Annotated in this window: 24 protein-coding genes; 17 read left to right on the plus strand and 7 right to left on the minus strand. The window is 62.5% G+C overall.

Annotation, left to right across the window (positions count from 1 at the left end; all coding sequences use genetic code 11):
• Window positions 1-99 precede the first annotated feature (99 nt).
• The 12 genes from BM267_RS04975 to BM267_RS05030 all read left to right on the plus strand — a co-directional run bounded on the left by BM267_RS04975 (window position 100) and on the right by BM267_RS05030 (window position 9,932).
• Window positions 100-1,401, plus strand: a complete 1,302-nt coding sequence (locus tag BM267_RS04975; protein ID WP_407920262.1) for a nitrous oxide reductase family maturation protein NosD — start codon at window positions 100-102, stop codon at window positions 1,399-1,401.
• Window positions 1,401-2,327 carry an ABC transporter ATP-binding protein gene (locus BM267_RS04980; RefSeq protein ID WP_036989207.1) on the plus strand — a complete coding sequence of 309 codons (927 nt, stop codon included), beginning with the start codon at window positions 1,401-1,403 and terminating at the stop codon, window positions 2,325-2,327. The genes BM267_RS04975 and BM267_RS04980 overlap by 1 nt, the downstream gene beginning before the upstream one ends.
• Window positions 2,324-3,151 carry an ABC transporter permease gene (locus BM267_RS04985; RefSeq protein ID WP_036989206.1) on the plus strand — a complete coding sequence of 276 codons (828 nt, stop codon included), beginning with the start codon at window positions 2,324-2,326 and terminating at the stop codon, window positions 3,149-3,151. Before BM267_RS04980 ends, BM267_RS04985 begins: the two co-directional genes overlap by 4 nt.
• 27 nt (window positions 3,152-3,178) lie before the next feature.
• Window positions 3,179-3,769 (plus strand): nitrous oxide reductase accessory protein NosL, encoded by a 591-nt coding sequence (locus tag BM267_RS04990; protein ID WP_036989205.1) that lies wholly within the window; start codon window positions 3,179-3,181, stop codon window positions 3,767-3,769.
• A gap of 61 nt (window positions 3,770-3,830) precedes the next feature.
• Window positions 3,831-4,019, plus strand: a complete 189-nt coding sequence (gene tatA, locus BM267_RS04995; protein ID WP_177173370.1) for a twin-arginine translocase TatA/TatE family subunit — start codon at window positions 3,831-3,833, stop codon at window positions 4,017-4,019.
• Between the two features lie 96 nt (window positions 4,020-4,115).
• Window positions 4,116-5,216 carry a methyl-accepting chemotaxis protein gene (locus BM267_RS05000; RefSeq protein ID WP_074777615.1) on the plus strand — a complete coding sequence of 367 codons (1,101 nt, stop codon included), beginning with the start codon at window positions 4,116-4,118 and terminating at the stop codon, window positions 5,214-5,216.
• Window positions 5,217-5,297: 81 nt separating this feature from the next.
• Entirely contained in the window at window positions 5,298-5,543 is a 246-nt protein-coding gene (locus BM267_RS05005; RefSeq protein ID WP_074777613.1) for a glutaredoxin family protein, read from the plus strand.
• Between the two features lie 143 nt (window positions 5,544-5,686).
• Window positions 5,687-6,136 (plus strand): hypothetical protein, encoded by a 450-nt coding sequence (locus BM267_RS05010; RefSeq protein WP_074778677.1) that lies wholly within the window; start codon window positions 5,687-5,689, stop codon window positions 6,134-6,136.
• Between the two features lie 69 nt (window positions 6,137-6,205).
• On the plus strand, window positions 6,206-7,852 hold the full coding sequence (glgP, locus tag BM267_RS05015; RefSeq protein WP_074777611.1) for an alpha-glucan family phosphorylase: 1,647 nt from the start codon (window positions 6,206-6,208) through the stop codon (window positions 7,850-7,852).
• A 15-nt stretch (window positions 7,853-7,867) separates the two neighbouring features.
• On the plus strand, window positions 7,868-8,134 hold the full coding sequence (locus tag BM267_RS05020) for a DksA/TraR family C4-type zinc finger protein (protein ID WP_074777609.1): 267 nt from the start codon (window positions 7,868-7,870) through the stop codon (window positions 8,132-8,134).
• 26 nt (window positions 8,135-8,160) lie between these two features.
• Window positions 8,161-9,132 (plus strand): diacylglycerol/lipid kinase family protein, encoded by a 972-nt coding sequence (locus BM267_RS05025; protein WP_074777607.1) that lies wholly within the window; start codon window positions 8,161-8,163, stop codon window positions 9,130-9,132.
• Window positions 9,129-9,932 carry a metallophosphoesterase family protein gene (locus BM267_RS05030; protein WP_074777605.1) on the plus strand — a complete coding sequence of 268 codons (804 nt, stop codon included), beginning with the start codon at window positions 9,129-9,131 and terminating at the stop codon, window positions 9,930-9,932. Before BM267_RS05025 ends, BM267_RS05030 begins: the two co-directional genes overlap by 4 nt.
• Before the next feature lie 3 nt (window positions 9,933-9,935).
• Here the strand turns inward: BM267_RS05030 and BM267_RS05035 are convergent, their stop codons facing one another.
• The gene (locus BM267_RS05035; RefSeq protein ID WP_074777603.1) at window positions 9,936-10,652 is read right to left on the minus strand and encodes a YebC/PmpR family DNA-binding transcriptional regulator; all 717 of its coding nucleotides are present in this window, start codon (window positions 10,650-10,652) and stop codon (window positions 9,936-9,938) included.
• Between the two features lie 155 nt (window positions 10,653-10,807).
• Between BM267_RS05035 and BM267_RS05040 the strand changes: the two genes are divergently transcribed.
• The 4 genes from BM267_RS05040 (at window position 10,808) to BM267_RS05050 (ending at window position 13,976) form a co-directional block, all read left to right on the plus strand.
• Window positions 10,808-11,533 carry a transporter substrate-binding domain-containing protein gene (locus BM267_RS05040; RefSeq protein WP_074777601.1) on the plus strand — a complete coding sequence of 242 codons (726 nt, stop codon included), beginning with the start codon at window positions 10,808-10,810 and terminating at the stop codon, window positions 11,531-11,533.
• Window positions 11,530-12,486, plus strand: coding sequence for a cation diffusion facilitator family transporter (locus tag BM267_RS05045; protein ID WP_074777597.1), 957 nt, complete (start codon window positions 11,530-11,532; stop codon window positions 12,484-12,486). The genes BM267_RS05040 and BM267_RS05045 overlap by 4 nt, the downstream gene beginning before the upstream one ends.
• A 14-nt stretch (window positions 12,487-12,500) precedes the next feature.
• Window positions 12,501-12,674 carry a hypothetical protein gene (locus tag BM267_RS16780; protein WP_177173369.1) on the plus strand — a complete coding sequence of 58 codons (174 nt, stop codon included), beginning with the start codon at window positions 12,501-12,503 and terminating at the stop codon, window positions 12,672-12,674.
• Window positions 12,675-12,755: 81 nt separating this feature from the next.
• Entirely contained in the window at window positions 12,756-13,976 is a 1,221-nt protein-coding gene (locus BM267_RS05050) for a BaiN/RdsA family NAD(P)/FAD-dependent oxidoreductase (protein WP_083392355.1), read from the plus strand.
• Here BM267_RS05050 and lnt read toward each other — a convergent pair.
• On the minus strand, window positions 13,924-15,591 hold the full coding sequence (lnt, locus tag BM267_RS05055) for an apolipoprotein N-acyltransferase (RefSeq protein WP_074777595.1): 1,668 nt from the start codon (window positions 15,589-15,591) through the stop codon (window positions 13,924-13,926). The genes BM267_RS05050 and lnt overlap by 53 nt on opposite strands.
• Before the next feature lie 740 nt (window positions 15,592-16,331).
• On the opposite strand from lnt, the gene dbpA reads away from it, so the two are divergent.
• The gene (dbpA, locus tag BM267_RS05060) at window positions 16,332-17,711 is read left to right on the plus strand and encodes an ATP-dependent RNA helicase DbpA (protein ID WP_074777593.1); all 1,380 of its coding nucleotides are present in this window, start codon (window positions 16,332-16,334) and stop codon (window positions 17,709-17,711) included.
• Window positions 17,712-18,285: 574 nt separating this feature from the next.
• On the opposite strand, the gene BM267_RS05065 is transcribed toward dbpA, so the two are convergent.
• The 5 genes from BM267_RS05065 to epd form a co-directional block, all read right to left on the minus strand.
• Window positions 18,286-18,753: a hypothetical protein gene (locus BM267_RS05065; protein ID WP_074777591.1), complete on the minus strand. Its 468-nt coding sequence runs from the start codon at window positions 18,751-18,753 to the stop codon at window positions 18,286-18,288.
• Window positions 18,754-18,768: 15 nt separating this feature from the next.
• Window positions 18,769-19,035, minus strand: a complete 267-nt coding sequence (locus tag BM267_RS05070) for a hypothetical protein (protein WP_036989191.1) — start codon at window positions 19,033-19,035, stop codon at window positions 18,769-18,771.
• A gap of 51 nt (window positions 19,036-19,086) precedes the next feature.
• A complete protein-coding gene (gene fba, locus BM267_RS05075) occupies window positions 19,087-20,151 on the minus strand; it encodes a class II fructose-bisphosphate aldolase (RefSeq protein WP_036989190.1) in 1,065 nt (354 codons plus the stop codon).
• Between the two features lie 152 nt (window positions 20,152-20,303).
• A complete protein-coding gene (locus BM267_RS05080; RefSeq protein WP_074777588.1) occupies window positions 20,304-21,464 on the minus strand; it encodes a phosphoglycerate kinase in 1,161 nt (386 codons plus the stop codon).
• Between the two features lie 26 nt (window positions 21,465-21,490).
• On the minus strand, window positions 21,491-22,537 hold the full coding sequence (gene epd / locus BM267_RS05085; RefSeq protein ID WP_074777586.1) for an erythrose-4-phosphate dehydrogenase: 1,047 nt from the start codon (window positions 22,535-22,537) through the stop codon (window positions 21,491-21,493).
• Window positions 22,538-22,618: the final 81 nt, after the last annotated feature.

Here is a 22,618-nt window from a genome sequence, read left to right on the forward strand (position 1 = left end):
AGGGAGCAATGCGCGAACTGGCATGAGGTTCGCGCATTACCCGGACCGGGCAACCGCCGTACAAACAGGGCAATTTCAACCGGTATCAAGGAAACCGCATTGTTCATGCATCAGGCCATACGCTGGCGCCTCTCGGCATTCGTGATGTTGTGCGGCCTCGGCGCCACCGCTCATGCTGCTCCCCAGCCTATTACCGCACTGCCATTACAAGCTGACGCCAATGGCTGGGTAGTTCCCGCCGGCGACCATGTCGGCCCGTTCGTCATCGACCAGCCCATCACCCTGCGCTGTGCGGAGGGCGCGGTGCTCCAGTCGGCAGGCCAGGGCAACGTCCTGACCATCAGCGCGAGCGATGTCACCATCGAGAATTGCGATTTGCGCAACTGGGGACACAACCTGACCGACATGAACGCGGCCATCTTCGTCGAACAGACGGCCAAGGACGTGGTACTGCGCAATAACCATCTGGACGGCCAGGGATTCGGTATCTGGTCCGACAGTACCCGCAACCTGCGAGTCGAGGGCAATCTGGTCGAGGGCGATCCCAAGCTACGCTCCCAGGACCGTGGCAACGGTATCCACCTGATCAATACCAACGAGGCCACCGTTATCGACAATCGCGTGTTGAATACCCGCGACGGCATCTACCTGGGCAACTCGAACAACAACCTCATTCAGGGCAACCTGATGGAGGACCTGCGCTTCGGCATCCATTACATGTTCTCCCAAAGCAACCGGGTGATCGACAACACCACCCGCCGCACCCGCACTGGCTACGCGCTGATGCAGAGCCGCATGCTGACGGTCGAGAACAACCGCTCCGAGGATGACCGCAACTACGGCATCCTGATGAACTTCATCACCTATTCCACGATCAGCAACAACGTCGTGTCCAACGTCCAGCGTGGCCAGACCGGCGACGACAGCATGATCAAGGGCGGCGAAGGCAAGGCGCTATTCATCTACAACTCGTTGTTCAACACCATCGAGAGCAACCATTTCGAACGCAGCAACCTGGGTATCCATCTCACCGCCGGGTCGGAAAACAACAAGATCAGCAGCAATGCCTTTATCGACAACGAGCAGCAGGTCAAGTACGTCGCCACCCGCACCCAGGAATGGTCGGTCGAGGGCCGCGGCAACTACTGGAGCGATTACCTGGGCTGGGATCGCAACGAGGACGGCCTGGGCGACGTCCCCTATGAGCCCAACGACAACGTCGACCGCCTGCTGTGGATGTACCCGCAGGTGCGGCTGCTGATGAACAGCCCGGCCATTCAGTTGCTGCGCTGGGTACAGCGGGCCTTCCCGGTCATCAAGATGCAGGGCGTGCAGGACAGTCATCCGCTGATGCAGTTGCCCACCACCCATCTGACTCAACGAACACAGGAATCCCCTTGATGAATGCGGTTGAAATTCGCGGCGTCAGCAAACGTTACGGCAAGGTGACCGCGCTGCGCCAATTGGATCTGCAACTGGCGCCGGGCGAAGTGCTGGGCCTGTTCGGGCACAATGGCGCCGGCAAAACCACCACCATGAAACTCATCCTCGGCCTGCTTACGCCCACCGAGGGGCAGGTGCAGGTACTGGGCGGCACGCCGAACACCCCGGACATCCGCCGCCAGCTTGGTTATCTGCCGGAGAACGTGATGTTCTACCCGCAGCTGACCGGCCGCGAGACCCTGCATCACTTCGCCCGCATCAAGGGCGCCGCCGGCCAGCAGGCCGATGATCTGCTGGAACAGGTCGGGCTGGCCCATGCCGTCGACCGACGGGTCAAGACCTATTCCAAGGGGATGCGCCAGCGTCTGGGACTGGCCCAGGCACTGCTCGGCAACCCGCAGCTGCTGCTGCTCGATGAACCCACCGTGGGGCTGGACCCGATCGCCACCCAGGATCTGTACATCCTCATCGATACCCTGCGCCAGCAAGGCACCAGCGTGGTGCTCTGCTCCCACGTGCTGCCAGGGGTGGAAGCCCACATCAACCGCGCTGCCATCCTTGCCGGTGGTCAGCTGGAAGCCAGCGGCACCCTGACCAGCCTGCGCAGCGAAGCCGGTCTGCCGTCACGTATTCGCGCCAGCGGCCTGCAGCATCGGGAGCAATTACTGCAGAGCCTGGGCGCAGAGGGCCAGACCCCACGGCCGCTGGGCAGCGACAGTATCGAGCTGGTCGGCAGCAGCAGCGGCAAGATCGCCCTGCTGCGCCAATTGCTGGAGCAGGACCAGCCCAGCGATATCGAGATCATCCAACCCTCGCTGGAGGATCTGTACCGTTACTACACCGACCGTGCAAAGCAGGCGCAGGCCGCGGAGGGCAAGGCATGAATCAGATCTGGAATATTGCCCGCAAGGAACTGAGCGACGGTCTGCGCAACCGCTGGTTGCTGGCGATCAGCCTGCTGTTTGCGGCGCTGGCGGTGGGCATCGCCTGGCTCGGCGCGGCGGCCTCGGGGCAGTTGGGCTTTACCTCGATCCCGGCGACCATCGCCAGCCTGGCCAGCCTGGCGACCTTTCTGATGCCGCTAATCGCCCTGCTGTTGGCCTATGACGCCATCGTCGGCGAGGACGAGGGCGGCACCCTGATGTTGCTGATGACCTACCCCATCGGCCGCGGCCAGATCCTGCTCGGCAAGTTCGTCGGCCACGGCCTGATCCTGGCGCTGGCGGTGCTGATCGGTTTCGGTTGCGCGGCGGTGGCCATCGCCCTGCTGGTCGAGGATATCGAGGTCGGCCTGCTGGTCTGGGCATTCGGCCGCTTCATGCTGTCCTCGACTCTGCTGGGTTGGGCCTTCCTGGCGCTGGCCTATCTGCTGAGCAGCATGGTCAGTGAGAAATCCAGCGCCGCCGGCATGGCCCTGGGCGTGTGGTTTCTGTTTGTGCTGGTGTTCGATCTGGCGCTGCTGGCACTGCTGGTATTCAGCGAAGGCGAGTTCAATCCCGACCTGCTGCCCTGGCTGTTGCTGCTCAACCCGACTGACATCTACCGGCTGATCAACCTGTCCGGCTTCGACGGCGCCAATGCCATCGGCGTACTGTCGCTGGGCGAGGATCTGCCCATCGGTGGCGCCCTGCTCTGGCTGTGCCTGCTGGCATGGGCCGGCCTGGCGCTGCTATTGGCCTATATTGCATTTCGGCGCCGTGCCGCCTGATCAGAAAACCAGAATAGGAAAACTGTCATGAACATGAGTTACAAATCTGGCCTACGCACCGCTCTGCTGATGCTGTTCGCGCTCACCCTCACCGCCTGCGGTGAACAGGAGGAGGCGCCGGTGAAGCTGGACCCGGTCGCCTTTCACGAGGCCGATGAGTGCCACGTGTGCGGGATGATCATCGCGGACTTCCCCGGCCCCAAAGGCCAGGCAGTGGAGCGCAATGAGGTGAAGAAATTCTGCTCCACTGCGGAAATGCTGAGCTGGTGGCTGCAACCGGAGAACCGCATTCTGGATGCCCGACTCTATGTGCATGACATGGGCCAGAGTCAGTGGGATCAGCCCGACGACGGCCATCTGATCGACGCCCGGAAAGCCTGGTACGTATCCGGCACGCCACTGAAGGGCGCCATGGGTGCGTCCCTCGCGTCCTTCGCCGACCAGGCTGCCGCCGAGGCATTGGCCGCGGAGCACAACGGTACGGTGCTGCACTTCGACGAGATCGACCAGGAATTTCTGCAGCAGGCTGCAGCGGCGCAGCACGGTGACATGCACGACATGATACAGCAGGGCGATATGCACGATATGGGCGACATGATGCAGGGCGACCTGCAGTGACCAACCAAGACAACCACGCCGGCCATCGTGGCCGGCCAACACGGTAAGGGAGTAACTCGAGATGATGGGCATCAGTATCTGGCAACTTCTGATCATTCTGCTGATCGTGGTCACGCTGTTCGGCACCAAGCGCCTGCGCGGACTGGGTAACGACGTCGGTAGCGCCATCAGCGGCTTCCGCAAGGCGGTCAACGACGGCGAAAACAGTCCCCAGGCACTGGAGGCGGAAAAGCTCAAGAGCCAGCAATAATGGCTACCAGCGAGCCGCGACAAATTGCCACTATGGCTCATGTCATGGTTACCTCGGCCGATATAGCAGGAAAGGAATCGATCGGCAGAGGTGACCATGTGGTGGCGCAGCAAGAACGACGAAGTACAGGCTCTGCAACAGGACAAGCAACGGCTGGAAGCCGAAGTGGCCAGACAGGCCTGCCATATCGCCCAACTGGAACGGCAACTGGCCGAGCGCGAGCAGGGTGATCAGCGCCAGCTGCGCTACTACCGCCACGTCTCCGGCAACCTTATCCGCTTCAGCACCTCGGTCACCCACCTCGGCGACTCCTTCGAATATCTGGCCGGTCAGCTCAATCGCGACCGCGAGCATGCCGCCCAGGTAGCCAGCGCCGCGCTGAGCAACCAGCAGCGCTTCGATGAGCTGCGCCACAAGGCGACCGCCATGGAAAGCGGGCTGATCGGCGCCTCGAACCAGGTCGAGACGCTGTCCGAACACTCCGCGGAGATCAACGGCATCGTCGATCTCATCGGCGGCATCGCCAGCCAGACCAATCTGCTCGCCCTCAACGCCGCCATCGAAGCCGCCCGCGCCGGTGACGCCGGGCGCGGTTTTGCTGTGGTGGCCAGCGAGATCCGCCACTTGGCTGAGCGCACTGCCCAGGCTACCAGCGACATCGTCGCCCGGATCGATGAGCTGCAGCACATCACCGGCGCGGTGCAGCAGTACATCCAGTCCCAGGGCGCGCTGGCCGAGGACTTCAGCCGCACCACCCAAGATGCCGTGGCCGGCATGGACGTGTTGCACGGTCTGGCTGGGGAAATGCAACGCGGCATCGAGACCTCGGCCTTCCGCGCCGGGGTTGAACTGGCCAACCTGGATGAGCTGTCACTCAAGTTCGTGGTCTACAACCACCTGCTGGGCCAGCGCGGCGCGCCCTTGCCGGCTCTGCCCAGCGAGCGCGAATGCCGCTTCGGCAGGTGGTACTACGGCGACGGCAGCCAGAGCATCCAGCAATTCCAGCACTTCCGGGAGATCGAACGGCCGCATACCGCGGTACACAGCGAGGGGCTCGCGGCCATGCGCTGTTTCAACGAGGGCTCGCTGGAGACTGCCGTGCAGCATCTCGGCGAGATGGAAGAAGCCAACCTGGCCGTGATGCGCATCGTCGCGGAGGTGATGACGGCCTTCGAGCGCCGCCAGGCCAGCGCCTGAGCGCGCCGCCGCAGCAATAAAAGAGCGAATCTTTGCCCACCCCGGCCCTCCAAGAAGTACAGGATCCAACGGAGAGCAGAGATGAACGACACACAGAATTATACCTACCAGAAAGAAGGCTGCCCCTTTGCCGCCAAGGCCACGGCACTGCTGGACAAGCACCGGATACCGTACCGGGTACATGTGTTCGCCGATGCCACCGAGGAGCAACTGTTCAAGGAGGAACAAGGGGTCGATACCACCCCGCAGATCTTCCTCGACAGCCAGCGTATCGGCGGTTACGACGAGCTGGTGGCGCATTTCGGTGAACAGCCGGAGGCGGAGTGATAGAGGCGACCGCGCCAACTATCTCGCCAGTGAACAAACCCGACGAGTGGCCTATTGCCTTTGGGTTTCAGATGATTGATGCTCTCGGGGGTCAGCTTCGCTGAATGCGCCGCATCAGCGACACCTACAGGGAGAACAAAAATATGCTCAGAGCATATCTGGATATGGAGTTCACCAGTCTCGCCAGTCATGCGCGATTGATCAGCCTGGCGCTCGTGACCAATGACGGTCGCGAGCTGTACCTGGAGCTGATCGATAACTGGGAGGTGGATGACTGTTCGGGGTTCGTCCGCGACACCGTGCTGCCCAAACTCGACCTGCAATCCCACGGCCTGACCACCAGCAAGGCGCGCCAGCGTCTGCAGTCCTTCCTCGCCGCCATCGCCCCGGTGGAGATCCTCACCGCCTCGCCCCACTGGGACCGACCGCTGCTGGACTGGCTGCTGGGCGCCGATGGGCTACCATTGAATGTGCGCATGCGCGCCATTGCCACTACCCCGGTCAGCGGGGACGACATGCTGGAAGTGCCGCATCATGCGCTGGCGGATGCGCGCCTGTTTGCCGGCCAGGTCGAGCGCGCCTGCATGGCCTGAGCATTGCAACCGGGGGTTGCGCGGGCCTGACGATGAAGACCCGCCGGCTATCGCGATGGGACCCTCTGCATGACACAGCCATGGCCACTCCCCTGGGAGCCCGACCCGCAGTACCGCAAGCGTGTGGCGTATTTCTCCATGGAGTACGCCATCGATCAGCCACTGAAGATCTATTCGGGCGGGTTGGGATTTCTCGCCGGCTCCCATATGCGCAGCGCCTTCGATCTGCGGCAGAACCTGATCGGCATCGGCATGCTGTGGAAGAACGGCTATTACGATCAGGTCCGCCATGACGATCAGAGCATGCGCGTGCAGTTCCAGAAGAAGTACTACCCGTTCCTGGTCGACACCGGCATCTGCGTTTCAGTCACCGTCAATGGTCACCCGGTCTGGGTCAAGGCCCTGCTGTTGCCGCCGGAGGTCTTCGGTACCGCTCCCCTCTATCTGCTGACCACCGACATTCCCGAGAATGACTACCTGGCGCAGACCATCACCCACCGCCTGTATGACACCGAGCCGTCCACCCGCATCGCCCAGAGCATCGTGCTGGGGCTGGGTGGCGCCCAGGTGGTGGAGCGACTCGGTGGCGCGGATGTCTACCACCTGAATGAATCCCATGGCCTGCCGCTGGCATTTCATCTGATGACGCGGCTGCAGGATAGCCAGGCGGTGCGTCGCCGCGTCGTCTTTACCACCCATACTCCCGAGAAGGCCGGCAATCCCGAACACGAGCTGGATTTTCTGCGGCAGATGGGCTTTTTTGGCGCGCTGTCCGAGGCGCAGGTTGCCGAGCAGACCGGCATGCGTGGTCCGCGTTTCAGTCACACCCTGGCAGCCCTGCGCCTCGCCGGTCGAGCCAATGGCGTCTCGCGGCTGCACGGGGAAGTCGCCAATCGCATGTGGGGCGACGAGCCGGGGATCTGCCCGATCAGCTCGGTGACCAATGCCCAGAATGCGCGGTTCTGGCAGGACGAGGTTTTGCGTCAGGCACTGGCGCAGGATGATGACGCTGCCCTGGTCCGCCGCAAACGGGAGCTCAAGCGCCAGCTGTTCCAGGTGGTGGCGGACCAGACCGGCAAACTGTTCGACCCCGAGGTGCTGACCATCGTCTGGGCCAGGCGCTTCGCTGCCTACAAGCGGGCCGATCTGCTGCTGCATGATCTCTACCGCTTTGCCCGGCTGATCGAGCAGAGCGAGCGCCCGGTGCAGCTGATCTGGGCCGGCAAGCCCTTCCCCTTCGATCAGGCCGCCATCGAGCTGTTCAATCGGCTGATACGGCTGTCCTACAAGACCGCACGCTGCGCGGTGCTGACCGGCTATGAACTCCAGTTGTCACGGTTGCTCAAACAGGGGGCGGATGTGTGGTTGAACACCCCCCGGCGGCTGCGCGAGGCATCCGGCACCAGCGGCATGACCGCAGCGATGAATGGCGCGGTGAACCTGTCGGTCAGCGATGGCTGGGTGCCCGAGTTCGCCCGCGACGGGCACAATTGCCTGCTGATACCCGATGCCGATCCCACGCTGGATGCCGCCGGGCAGGATGCGGTGGACTATTCTCAGTTGATGAACATCCTCGAACATCAGGTCCGCCCCTGGTATTACGACCAGCATGAGCGCTGGCTGGCGCTGGTGAAACAGGGCATGCGCGATGTGCTGCCCCGCTTCGATTCCGATCGGATGGCAGACGAGTATTATCGGACAATGTATGAGCAATGAGCTCCGGAGGCGAACATGGCAACGGGCTGGGCGCAGGACGGTGCGGTACAGGATCAGATCGACGACACCATCAATGATGCGGTCGAGCGGGCCCGCAGCAGGCTGCCGGCGGGTGAGAGCCGCAGCCACTGCGAGGAATGCGGTGAAGCCATCCCCGAGGCACGCCGGAAAGCCGTGCCGGGAGTACGGTTGTGTGTGCCCTGTCAGGCGGCCCGGGATCGCGAGCAGCAGGAGGCTGGCGGCTACAACCGCCGCGGCAGCAAGGACAGCCAGCTCCGTTGATGAGTCCACAGCACAAGGCATCATCCATGACCCCTGATCAGGACCAACCGAGGGTATCGCTGACCGGCCGCGAGCCGCTGTTCATGGTGATGAATGCCGGCTCGGGCAAACATGACAGCACCCAGATCCAGACGACCATTCAGACCGCCTGCGAACAAGCCGGCCGCCGTTGCCAGCTGCTGTTGGTGGATCGGGGCAGCGAGCTGCAGCGCGCTGCCGAACGGGCCGTGCAACTGGCCCGGGAACAGGCCGGGGCGGTGATCGCCGTGGGGGGTGACGGCACCCTGCATGCGGTCTGTCAGGCGGTGGTCGGCCAGCAGGTGCCTTTCGGCGTACTGCCACAGGGCACCTTCAACTATTTCGGCCGCGCCCACGGCATTTCCCAGGACCTTGAACAGGCACTGCAACAATTGTTCGATGCGCGGCTGACCCATATCAGCCTGGGCCGGCTCAATGGTCGCTATTTCCTGGTCAATGCCAGTCTCGGACTGTATCCCCGGCTGCTGGAAGATCGTGAAGCCTACAAGCAGCGATATGGCCGCAGCCGCCTGGTGGCCCTGTGGTCGGCACTGATGACCCTGGCCCGGGCGCACCGGCAGCTGCATATCCAACTGGATTATGCCGGCCGGCACCGGCAATTGCGCACGCCGACCCTGGTGGTCTGCAACAACCCGCTGCAACTGGAACACATCGGCATCGATCCGCAGTTGCCGGCGGATAGCGACCATCTGGTCGCCCTGGCGTCGCGGCCGGTGGGCACGCTGGCGCTGTATGGTCTGTTGCTGAGGGGGCTGCTGAGCCGCATGGGCGAGGCGGAGCAGGTCTCCAGCATCGGTTTCGAGCGCATGACCGTACACCTCGGCCGGGGCCCCCGGCTGGTCAAGGTCGCCATGGATGGGGAAATCTTCCGCATGCGCACGCCGCTGGAATTCAGCATCGCCGCCCAGTCGTTGCCGCTGCTGATTCCCCGTGCTGCTCCACCACCGGACCACCCATGAGCAGAATCCTGCATCTGTCGGACCTGCACTTCGGCACCGAAGACCCGGCGGTGGTCCAGGCGCTGCTGCAGTTGGCCGAAGAGCAGCAGCCGAGCCTGTGCCTGCTCAGCGGCGATATCACCCAGCGCGCACGGCGTAGCCAGTTCGCCGCGGCCGATGCCTTCGTTCGCCAACTGCCGGCGCCGGTGCTGGCGATCCCCGGTAACCATGACCTGCCACTGTTCAACCTGCCGCTGCGGCTGCTCGATCCCTATGGCAACTATCGGCGGGTGTTCGGCGAGTCACTGGCGCCCCAGCTTTCACGGGCCGACCTGCTGGTCATCGGCGTCAACAGCACACGCGCGGCGCGGCACAAGAACGGAGAGGTATCCAACCGGCAGATCCAGCGGGTAGCGCAACAACTGCAGCAGGCCCGGCCGGATCAGCTGCGGGTGGTCATGCTGCATCATCCGGTCTGCGCAATTCAGCCATCGGACCTGGCCAACCTGTTGATCGGGCGCGAGCAGGCAGTGCCGGCCTGGGTCGATGCGGGAATGGATCTGCTGCTGGCCGGGCATATCCATCTGCCCTACCGGATGCCGCTCACCGGCAGCGGTCAGCGTCGGGCCTGGGCGCTGCAGGCCGGCACCGGGGTATCGCAGCGGGTGCGCGGCAGCATTCCCAACTCGGTCAACTTCATCGAATACGGGGCGGTCAGCGGTCAGCGCTGGTGCCAGGTCACACGCTGGGACTATGCCTTCGAACAGACGCGCTTTCTGGCGGTGGAACAGCAGTCGCTGCCGCTGGACGGCAGCGACTGAACATCACACCTCGGCGTTGTGGTAGATGTTCTGTACGTCTTCCACATCGTTGAGCATATCGATGAAGCGTTCGAACATCGGCATGTCCTCTTCGCTGATCGGTGTCGAGGTCTGGGGCAGAAACTGAATCTCGTCCACCTCGAATTCGATCTCACCCAGGGTATCGGTCAGCGCCTGACGCGCCTTGGCATACTCGGTGTTCGGGGTGAACACCGTGATGATCCCGTTCTCGTTCTCGATATCGGTCACGTCCACGTCCGCCATCATCAAGGCTTCCAGCACCGCTTCCTCATCATCGCCCCTGAACGCGAGGATCGCGCAATGATCGAACATGTGGCTGACGCTGCCGGGGGTGCCCATCTTGCACTTGGTCTTGGTGAAGCAGTGGCGCACGTCGGCAATGGTGCGGTTGGGATTATCGGTCAGGCAATCGACGATGACGATACAGTTGCCCGGGCCGAAACCTTCATAGCGGGCCACGGCGAAATCCTCGCCACCACCACCCTTGGCCTTGTCGATGGCCTTATCAATAACATGGCCCGGCACCTGGTCTTTCTTCGCACGCTCGATCAGCCCGCGCAGGCTCAGGTTGCCGTTGGGGTCGACACCGCCGGACTTGGCGGAAACATAGATCTCACGGGCGTACTTGCTGTAGATCTTGGTTTTGGCATCGGCCGTTTTGGCCATGGATTCTTTGCGGTTTTGGTAAGCGCGTCCCATCGTGCAGCCCCGATCAATTCAGAAAAGGCGGATTTTACGCCAGTTGATCGGGAAGTTGATGGTTTTTTACCCGCCGGTCCCGCAGATAAAGCTGGAACCCAAGCCGTTGGCCCCAGTCTGACCTTGTAACATCCTGTCAAACATCGAGATCCATCATGCCTTTTGCTGGGTTGATCAGGTCGGCGTTGCCGTTGAGCCTGATACTGCTGATTCTGATGCTGCAAGGTTGTGACCGCTGGCCGGCCGACCCACGCGATTCCCTGACCACCGCCATCGAGCGCGGCACGCTGAAAGTCGGCGTGGTGGCCAACCCGCCCTGGGCCGAGATAACCGATCCGGCGGCTCCCGCCGGCCTGGAAAGTCAGCTGGTAACGGAATTTGCCCGGGAACGAGGCATGACCGTCGACTGGCGCACCGGCGGTGTGGAAGAGCAGATCGAAGCCCTGAAATCGTTCGAGCTGGATCTGCTGATCGGCGGCTTCACTGCTGCCAACCCCTGGAAGACCGAAGTCGGCAATACCTTTCCCTATTACACCGAGCGGGTCCTGATCGGCAGCGCGGAGGCACCGCCCACCGCCATCGACGGCCAGACGATCTCGATACTGCCGGACACCAACCTGACCCCGCTGTTGCTCAAGCAAAACGCCATCAGCGATGTGCGCGAAACCCTGGTCGACAGTCCCAACCCGGTGGCCGCACCCCAGTGGCGGCTCAGCGGACTGGGGCTCAACCCTTCCGAGATCGAACTGGCCAAGCACAAGCATGTGTTGCTGACCCCGCCCGGGGAAAACGCCCTGCTGATGGAGCTGGAACGTTTCCTGTTCCGCAATCGTGATGAACAACAGCTCGCCACACGCCTGTGGCAGGAGGCGCAGCCGTGAAGATCCGCCAGGGTTATGATCTGCCCGCAGACAAGGAACGGCTGCTGCGCCGCACCATCCGACTGGAATGGATTTCCATGTTCTTCTCGCTGACCATCGTCATCGCCATGTACCTGACCATGGGTTCGTCCCAGGCCATGAAAATGGCGCTGTTCGAGGATCTGCTGGCCTTCGTGCCGCCAGCCGCCTTTCTGCTGGCGATGCGGATACGCCGGCGGGATCCGGACGAAAACCACCCTTACGGTTACAGCCGCGCCATTCTGCTGGCCTTCCTGGCGGCGTCGGTGGCCATCGTCATGTTCGGCCTGTTCATGCTGATCGATTCCAGCATGTCGCTGTTCAAGCGCGAGCACCCGAGCATCGGTCATTTCCAGCTATTCGACTGGCAGTACCAGATCTGGGCCGGCTGGGTCATGATCGCCGCGCTGGTGTACGCGATGATTGCGCCGGTAATCCTCGGGCACATGAAGATGCCGCTGGCCAAGGCGTTGCATGAAAGCACCCTGTATGCCGATGCCGACATGAACAAGGCCGATTGGATGACCTCAGCGGCCGCCATCATCGGCATTATCGGCATCGGCCTGGGTTTCTGGTGGGCCGATGCGGTCGCCGCCGCGGTCATCTCGCTGGATGTGCTGAAGGATGGCATCACCCATGTGCGCAAGGCCATGTTCAACCTGATGGATCAACGCCCTACCGAAATCGTCGGCAACCAGCCCCTGGGGCTGGAGGAAAAGATTGCCGAGCTGCTGTTGCGCGAGCCGGACATCCAGGATGTAGCCTCCCGGCTGCGTGAAGAGGGTCACATCATCGGTGGCGAAATATTCGTGGTGCTGGCCCCCGGTCAAACCAATGTGGCACGCCGGGTACAGGAAATAGCCGAACAGGCCTGCACCCTCGATTGGCGGCTCTACGATTTGATCGTGATGCCGCTGGAAACCATAGAACGCTGAGAGAATCCTGTCATGTGGAACCCTACGCCCTCACGCCTGCAATCGCCCTCCACCAGCTCGACATTCTGGTGGTGCCGGCCGTTCGCCGCGCCCAGCGCGCCGGTATCCCCGGCCCGCCGGACCCGGCCGTTACCGGCGTGGCGCAAGAAGGCATTGCTGTAGCCAATTCGGCTGCTGCTGCGGTCTGAGGCTGCGTGCTATCATGCGCGCCGGCAGGGTCACCCCATGCCGATGCCGTCCTTCACCCAGCAGAGCAGGTCAGTTCCTCCGTGCAATCCCCAGGCGCTTCCCATGACGTGATCATTCTCGGCGCCGGCGCCTCCGGCTTGATGTGCGCCGCCACAGCCGCCCAGCGTGGACGTCGGGTCCTGGTGCTGGAACGGGCCAACAAGGTTGGCAAGAAGATCCTCATGTCCGGCGGCGGACGCTGCAATTTCACCAATTATCAGGTCGAAGCAGACAACTTCCTCTCCGACAACCCGCATTTCTGCAAGGCGGCGCTGAAACGCTACACCCAATGGGACTTCATCGGCATGGTGGAGCGCTACGGCATCGATTATGAGGAGCGCCGGCACAGTCAACTGTTCTGCCGACAGTCCGCGCGGGACATTCTCGACATGCTGCTCGACGAATGCCAGCAGGCCGGCGTGGAGATCCGTACCCATTGCGAAATAGCCGAGGTGCAGACGCTGGAATCGCACAACCTGCGCTACCGGCTCCTTGGCCGACAGGGGCAGCAGCCGTTCCGGCTGGACTGCCAGTCCCTGGTGGTGGCCACCGGCGCCCTGTCGATTCCTACCCTGGGCGGTAGCGGCATCGGCTACGAGATCGCCAGCCAGTTCGGCTTGCCCCTCGTCCCACGCCGCGCCGGCCTGGTGCCGTTCATGTTCAGCGATAACATGAAGGCCGTCTGCGAGCGATTGTCCGGCCTGGCGCTTGAAGTCACCGCCAGCTGCAATGACCAGAGCTTTACCGAAAACATGCTGTTCACTCACCGGGGTATCAGCGGGCCGGCGATCTTGCAAATCTCCAGCTACTGGCATCCCGGCGACACGCTGATCATCGATCTGCTGCCCGGCCTTGATGCCTTTCACTGGTTGCGTGAGGCCAAACAACAACAGGGCAAGCAGTTGTTGAAGACGTTGCTGGCCCAGCGGTTGGGGCGGGCGCTGGTGACCGAACTGCAACAGCTATGGTGGCCCGATGCACCAGCCAGACCGCTGGCCGATTACAGCGACCGGCAGCTGCGCACCGTGGCCGACCAATTGCACCAGTGGCTGTTGAAGCCCTCTGCGACCGAAGGCTATCGCACTGCCGAGGTGACCCTCGGCGGAGTGGCCACCGAGGCGGTCAGTTCGAAAACCATGGAGGCCCGGGATTGTCCGGGGCTGTACTTCGTAGGTGAGGTGCTGGATGTCAGTGGCCATCTGGGCGGCTTCAATTTCCAGTGGGCCTGGTCTTCTGGCTACAGCGCCGGCCTCGCCGTCTGACCCACGAGCGACCACGCCACAGCGCCGATATGATCAACATTATCACCACGCCATAGATCAGGTTCAGGAACAGCTGCGGGTGGCGGCTGTAAAAGCTGCCGCCGGCCTGCTCGGAAAAGGGCACATCGGCCAGCAGCTCAGCCCGGTTGAAAGCCACGCTGCTGGCCAGCCGGCGACCATTGGGCGCGGACACCAGCGACGGCCCGTTATTGATCAGATGCGCCATCGGCACACGATTCTCAACCCCGCGCAGAATCGACATGTTGCCGTGATGGAACGGCTGGGATGTTTCGCCGAACCAGTTATCCTGGGACAGGAACAGCAACATTTTGCCGGCCCCGTCAGAACTGATCGCGTCGGCAACAAACCCGGGGAAGGCTGCCTCATAGCAAACCTTCGGCACTACGCGCATGCCATTCAGATCAAAGGCGGTGTGCTCGCTGCCGGCACCGAGCGGCCGCAGGAACTCACCGAATACCAGATCGGCCAGCCCCTTGAGCACCGGCCACGACCAGGGCTCGGGCAGATATTCACCGAACGGCATCCGCAACATCTTGCGGTATTGCGCCGTCATCTCGCCCTGCCCGTCCAGTAACGCTACCGTGTTGAAGCTGACGCGCTGGGCATCTACCCAGCGCCGCTCGACATCATGGAAGATCAACGGCACACCGTGCCGGGCAATCGCCCGGGCGTAGCTGTCACGTACGCTGTAATCGTCGAAATACCCCTTGTAGCGCGCCTCGGGCCAGGCCACCCATTGCGCGCCGGCCGCCACCAGCCGTTCGGTGGCAAGCATTTCCGGCGGGGATTCCCGGGTGAAGCCGACCGCCGGCGCGGGAATATCCAGGGTGATGGCATCGTTGGGTTGTACCAGCCCGATCCGCCGCGTATCCCATTGCTGCATACGCCTATCCCACTCGTAGAGGCTGATGTAGCCATATCCCAGCCACACTGCCAACAGCCCCCAAGCCAACCCCTGGGCCAGCCGGGAGTATGGCGTCTGGGGCAAGCGTCGCGGCGTCAGCATGCGATAGACCAGCACGCTGAACAGCATCATCATCGCATCCAGTCCCGGCGCACCGGTGATATCGATGGCCTGCAGAGCCGGCAGGAAACTGACCTGGCCATCGGCGAAATGGGTCTTGAACAGCATCGGGTAGAGCGCCATTACCGAGACCATGACGGCAGGAAAAACGAGCAGATCCCAGCCATCCAGGCGCCGAACCAGCCAGCGGTAGAGAGCACAACCCAGACCGATGACCAGCCCGATATAGCACCAGAACAGCAAGGCCAGCAGCGTGCTCGACAGGGGGCTGATCTGTTTGAGGTTGACCATGAAGCCGGCCAGCCAGTAGCTGCCGCCGGCAAAACAGAGAGTACCGGCCAGCCAGCCGAGCAACAGCGCCATCATGGGGCGGGTATCGCGCAGGGCAAACAGTAAAGGCACCCAGGCAAACCAGCCGACCCAATACAGGTTGATACTCAACCAGGGCACACAGAGCAGAAAGCCGCTGAGCGCGGCGAACAGCAGGCGATACATCATCCGCGCCAGCGGTGCATTTCGCCGTTGGGTATGGGCATCCGCAGCCAGAAAATCTGAAGTGGAATCGGACATCAGCGCAGCTTTTGGATTGAGGGCCTGCTCGCACCCTAGAGCGTGAGCTTCATCACGGACAATACCCTATTCGGGTTACCGTCTTTCGACGCTCGATACTACGTCGTGCCATAACGAGAGAACATCCTTTGGCCACCCCGGATGACGAAAGCTTGATGTGGTCCACATTTGACGAAGATAAGTAGCGGGAACCATGGCACCCTGCCGCCCATATCAGCATCATTCCGTCAGGCGCCGTAACGGCTGGGCCTGGTTGGTTATCAGACGGGGCGGAGCGCCTCGCCGAGCAAAATGCCACCATATCGAATTGCGCCAACCCGGAATAAAACCGGGAACCAATGCCGCCGAATTCTCTCAAACGCCATTGTCAGGGCTGTGGCAGGCCGACGAGCACGGAAGAAAGGCTTATATATGGACGTTACCGAGCAAGAGAATGATCCGTTTTTCATCACCGCCTGCCAAGGCCATTTTGTCACCGGTATCGGCTCAGCCGATCATGAAAACGGCAACAGTAGAATATGAGTAAGTCGAAACGCAGCTGGAGCTGGGCCTACCACAAAGTGCGGAGTTATCATGTCTCGCGGCTGCAGGCCTGTTATCGCGCAACCCGCTTCTGGTTACTCGGCGACACCGGATCCTTCGTCACCCATGGCGGATTCCGCAAGTCGCGAATCAGGAACTGACCGGGCGTCTCCCCGCTTCTGTTACACTGTGGCGCCCATCCTCAGCAGGCCGCTACCGTGACTACAAGCGCTTTTTCCTCTCTCCCGCTGCCCCCTTCCCTGCTTGCCACTATCGACCGCCTGGGCTATCAGAGCATGACGCCAGTGCAATCTGCCGCACTGCCGATCATTCTCGCGGGGCAGGATCTGATTGCCCGCTCGCGCACCGGCAGTGGCAAGACCGCCGCCTTCGGCATCGGCCTGCTGGCACCGCTCAATCCGGCTTTTTTCGGCTGCCAGGCATTGGTGCTGAGTCCGACCCGGGAGCTCGCCGGACAGACCGCCACGGCGCTGCGCACGCTGGCGGGGGGCATTCCCAACATCAAGATCATCACCCTGTGCGGCGGCACGCCATTCGGCCCCCAGGCGGCCTCGCTGGAACAAGGTGTCCATGTGATCGTTGGCACGCCGGGACGGGTCAAGGACCATCTGGAACGCGGCACCTTGAGTCTGGACAAGCTCAACTGCCTGGTGCTGGACGAAGCCGACCGCATGCTCGACATGGGCTTCATCGACAGTATCAGCGAGATCATCCAGGCTACCCCCGAGCGGCGCCAGACCCTGCTGTTCTCCGCCACCTATCCACCAGGCATCGAACAGCTGGCTGGACGCTTTCTGCGCGAGCCACAACAGGTGGTAATCGAAGACGTTGAAGTCCGCAACCCGATCCGCCAGCGCTTCTATGAAGTCAGCGCCGAGGAGCGGCTACCGGCGGTATTGCGTCTGCTGGCCGATGAACGGCCGCAACCCTGCATCGTCTTTTGCCATACCCGTCAGCAATGTCAGCAGTTGCAGCAATTGCTGTCGAGCAATGGCGTGAGCGCCCAGGCCCTGCATGGCGACATGGAACAGCGCGAACGCGATCAGGTGCTGGCGCTGTTTGCCAACCAGAGCTGTAGCGTGCTGGTGGCTACCGATGTGGCAGCCCGCGGGATCGACGTGGAAGGGGTTGCCGCGGTGATCAATGCCGAGCTGTCACCCGACCCGGCCGTGCATACTCATCGCATTGGCCGCAGCGGCCGTGCCGGCCAGCCCGGTCTGGCCCTGAGCCTGGTCGCGCCAGCGGAACAGGGACGAGCGCGCAGTATCGAGCAGAAGCTCGGTGAGCCCCTGCCCTGGTGTGAGCTGGATCAGTTGCCCGAGCGTCTCGACAAGCCGCTGCTGGCGCCGATGCGTACCCTGGCGATAGCCGGCGGACGCAAGGACAAGGTACGCCCCGGCGATCTGCTTGGCGCACTCACTGGCGATGCCGGCCTGCCTGGCGACGCCATCGGCAAGATCAGCATCAGTGACTTTCAGGCACTGGTAGCAGTGCGTTGGGAGCTGGCGAATACCGCGCTGGAGCGGCTGGAGGAAGGCAAGATCAAGGGGCGGCGGTTCAAGATAAGATTGCTGTAGGCGCAGTATGGAGGGCCGTGTCCGGCGACAGTCGGGCGATGGCCGGATGGGGTGCTCATCGAGCTGGTGCTCGACGTTTCCCAGGAGGACCACACCTGAGTCACAGCTATAGTTGCAGCCAATACTCTCAATTCTGACGGTTTTCCTCTCAGCCATACCCAGGTTACAGGACGGTGCTGGGCAGTTTCCTTTGGCGAACCGTGTGCGGCCATGGACGGCCGCACACGAGCGCCACGGACGGCACGGGTGCGTGTTCGCCAAGGGCAACTGCCCAGTGCCGTCGAACACCGAACGTGCCCCAGACTTACCTGCCCACTGCCGTCAGACACCGAACGTGTCCCCATGTCTGAGCACTGCCACCGGCAACCAACGATGCCACGGACACATACAGCCCCCAAACCCGGTACAGAGCCAATCCGCTACAAATCAGTTACCGGCAGGGCCGCTGGTCGAGATGGAACTCGACCGGGTCGCGGTCGACCGGGTCGCCGTCGACGGGGTCGCCATCGACCTTCCAGGAGACTGTGCACGAAGTGCGGCGGATGCTCCCAGCAGACTCGGAGCTCCCGGCGGTTCAGCCCAGGACGCGCAATCCGCGTCTGGCTTTGGGACGGGTCAACTGACCGAACAGCCAGCTGCCAATGGCCGCAGCGACCAGCAGCGCGGCCAATCCCCAGCTCTGCTCAGGCGTGGCGATGAAGCCCGGCAGAGACAGCTGGCTGAGCTTGAAGCCTGCCCAGACGCCGCCAGCACCAGCCAGAGCAAACAGCAGCCAGCGCCAGGGCCGGAAGATGCGCGCCAGGCCAGCGGCCACCGGCAGCAGGCAGACAAATGCCACCGCCACCAGCAGGGCGAATGCCTTGACGAAATCCAGCAGGTCCGGCCAGACGCTGGCCAGTCGGTCAGTCAGGCTGACCGGCACCTCAGTCGGCGGCATACCCGCCAACTGAATCTGCGCCTGGACCAGGCAGCCGAGAATGGTCGCCACCAGGACGGCCAGCAGATAGAAAGCGATGATTCGCAGTACAGCAACCGGTGACATTGTGTCTATTCCTTGTCAGGGCAGATCCGGCAGGTTGCGCAGGGACTGTTCGTAGGCCTGCAGGTCGAAGGGCGCATCCTGCTCCAGCATGAGGTTGATGTGATGCGCCAGCACCTGGGCCATCAGGCTCAGGATCTCCTCGCGCTCATAGCCAACCAGGGTCAATTTGTTCAATGTGGCCTGGGCCGCCGGTGGTTCGCCTCCAGCCAGCTGGTTCTCGATCGCCTCGACCAGTTTTTCATGGGCGAAAGCATCGTCGGCCGCATCATCGGATGAATGCATGTGTCGGACTCGCGAAGAGGGCGCCGGACGGGTGTCCGGCGCCGGTACGGATCAGTTGACCTTGGGATCCAGCTCGCCGCTGGCGTAGCGCTGGAACATGGTTTCCAGGTTGATCGGCTTGATGCTGGAGGCATGTCCGGCAGTGCCGAAGGCTTCGTAACGGGCGATGCAGACATCACGCATGGCCTTGACCGTTTCGGCGAAGAACTTGCGCGGATCGAACTCGCTGGGATGCAGCGCCATATGACGACGCATGGCACCGGTGGAGGCCAGACGCAGGTCGGTATCGATGTTCACCTTGCGCACGCCGTGCTTGATGCCCTCGACGATTTCCTCGACCGGCACACCGTAGGTTTCCTTGATGTCGCCACCGTACTCGTTGATGATCGCCAGCCACTCCTGCGGCACCGAGGAGGAGCCATGCATCACCAGGTGGGTATTGGGGATGCGCTTGTGGATTTCCTTGATGCGATCGATCGCCAGGATGTCGCCTGTCGGCGGCTTGGTGAACTTGTAGGCGCCGTGGCTGGTGCCGATGGCAATGGCCAGGGCATCCACCTTGGTCTGCTTGACGAAATCGGCGGCTTCCTCGGGATCGGTCAGCATCTGGCTGTGATCCAGGGTACCTTCGGCGCCGATACCGTCTTCTTCTCCGGCCTGCCCGGTTTCCAGGCTGCCCAGGCAACCCAGCTCGCCTTCCACCGACACACCGCAGGCGTGAGCCATTTCCACGGTACGGCGGGTCACGTCGACGTTGTAGTCATAGTCGGTCGGGGTCTTGCCGTCTTCACCCAGGGAGCCATCCATCATCACCGAGGAGAAGCCCAGTTGAATGGAGCGCTGGCATACCGCCGGGCTGGTGCCGTGATCCTGATGCATGCACACCGGAATGTGCGGAAATTCTTCGATAGCGGCGAGGATGAGGTGGCGCAGGAAAGGCGCGCCGGCGTATTTGCGGGCACCGGCGGAGGCCTGCACGATCACTGGGGAGTCGGTCTTGTCGGCCGCTTCCATGATGGCGCGCATCTGCTCCAGGTTGTTGACGTTGAAGGCCGGGACGCCGTAACCGTGCTCGGCGGCGTGGTCCAGCAACTGGCGCATGCTGATCAAAGCCATGGTCTTTCTCTCCGTAAATGATGTCTGGGTAAAGCGGTAAGCGGCAAACAGTCGGTCAAGGCTGACAGTTTACTCACCTGGCTTCAACTCATGGCACCCGGCCTGTCGCCGAGCGCCTGTTATCGTGCAAAAACTGACGCTTGCTACTGCGCTCAGCGCGCTCTCTGCTGCAGGATCTCGACCGCGGGCAGCACCTTGCCTTCGACAAATTCGAGGAAAGCTCCACCACCGGTGGAAATATAGGAAATGCGCTCGGCGACGCCATACTTGTCGATCGCTGCCAGGGTATCGCCACCACCGGCAATCGAGAAGGCCTGGCTTTCGGCAATGGCCAATGCCAGCGCCTTGGTACCTTCACCGAACTGATCGAACTCGAACACGCCAACCGGACCGTTCCACAGAATGGTGCCGGAAGACTTGAGCAGCTCGGCGAACTGGGCGGCGGTCTGCGGGCCGATATCCAGGATCATGTCGTCCTCGGTAACTTCGGCTACCAGCTTGACGGTGGCTTCGGCGTCTTCGGCAAAGGCCTTGGCGACCACTACATCCACCGGCAGCGGCACGCTGACCTTGGCGGCGATGGCCTTGGCCGTGTCCACCAGATCGGCTTCATACAGCGACTTGCCCACCGGCAACCCGGCAGCAGCGAGGAAGGTGTTGGCAATGCCGCCGCCAACGATCAGCTGGTCGCACTTGTCCGCCAGGGCGTTGAGCACATCCAGCTTGGTGGATACCTTGGAGCCGGCGACGATGGCCGCCATGGGCTGGGCCGGCTTGTCCAACGCCTTGGCCAGCGCGTCCAGCTCGGCGGCCAGCAGCGGGCCGGCACAGGCAACCTTGGCAAACTTGGCCACGCCATGGGTGGAGCCCTGGGCCCGGTGGGCGGTACCGAAGGCATCCATGACGAACACATCGCACAGCGCGGCATACTGCTGCGCCAGTTCATCGGTATTCTTTTTCTCGCCGTTATTGAAACGGACGTTCTCCAGCAGCACCACCTCGCCCGGCTGCACCGCGACGCCACCCAGATAGTCACGTACCAGCGGCACTTCACGGCCCAACGCCTTGCTCAGGTAATCGGCTACCGGTGCCAGGCTGTCCGTCTCGCTGAACACGCCCTCCTCAGGGCGCCCCAGGTGCGAGCAGACCATTACCGCCGCGCCTTTCTCCAGCGCCAGCCGGATGGTCGGCAGGGCCGCGAGAATGCGCGCATCACTCTTGACCTGGCCGTCCTTGACCGGCACGTTCAGGTCTTCACGGATCAATACCCGCTGGCCCTTGAGATCCAGCTCTTTCATGGTCAATACGGTCATGCAGAGTTCCTTGTCGATAATGTTGATCAGTTATTCCGGTTGGCCAGCTGCAACCAGTAATCCGCCACGTCCAGCATCCGGTTGGCAAATCCCCATTCGTTGTCGAACCACACCAGCAGATTGACCAGCCGTGGCCCGGCCACCCGGGTCTGGCTGCCGTCGACGATCGCCGAATGCGGGTCGTGGTTGAAATCGCAACTGGCATGCTGCAGTTCGGTGTAATCAAGCAGCCCGCGATACTCAGACTCTGACGCGGATTTGAGCAGACGGTTCACTTCCGCCGCACTGGTATCGCGTGAGGTCTGCAAAGTGATATCCAGCGCCGAGACGTTGACCGTCGGCACGCGGATCGCCTTGGCTTCAACACGTCCGGCCAACTCCGGCAACAGCCGCTCTATTCCGCGGGCCAATCCGGTGGAAACCGGAATCACCGACTGGAATGCCGAGCGCGTACGACGCAGGTCGGTGTGATGATAGGCGTCAATCACCGGCTGATCGTTCATTGCCGAGTGGATAGTGGTGATGGAGATATATTCCAGCCCGATCAACTCGTTGAGCAGCCGCAGCACCGGTACGCTGGCGTTGGTGGTGCAGGAGGCGTTGGAGACCAGCCGCGCGGCCGGATCCAGCGTCTGGTGGTTGATGCCATAAACCAGCGTGGTGTCCACTGCCCCGGCGCCGGCCATCGGCTGGGAGAACAGGACACGCGGCGCGCCGGCCTGGAGGAATCGCTCGGCGTCGGCACGGGAGGTGTACTGCCCCGAGCATTCCAGCAACAGATCGAGCTCCAATGCCTGCCAGTCGATATCCTCGGGACGGGGTGCACAGAGCACCTGCACGCACTGGCCATTGATATGCAGACAATCCCCATCGACCCGCACCTCGCCGGGAAAGCGCCCATGGGTGGAATCGAAACGGGTCAGGTACTCGATACTGGCCTGGTCGGCCAGATCGTTCAGGGCGACAATCTGCATGTCGCTGCCACCGCGTTCATGCAGTGCACGCAGCACACAGCGTCCGATACGGCCGTAACCGTTGAGGGCAATGCGCAGGGGACGGTGACTCGAGGACATGGTCAGCAGCTCGGTTGCAGCTGCAAGCCACCAGCGGCAGGCGACAAGCTGGGTACCTTCAACTTGTCACCTGCCGCTGGT

The organism is Halopseudomonas bauzanensis (assembly GCF_900114735.1).
Lineage (GTDB): Bacteria > Pseudomonadota > Gammaproteobacteria > Pseudomonadales > Pseudomonadaceae > Halopseudomonas > Halopseudomonas bauzanensis.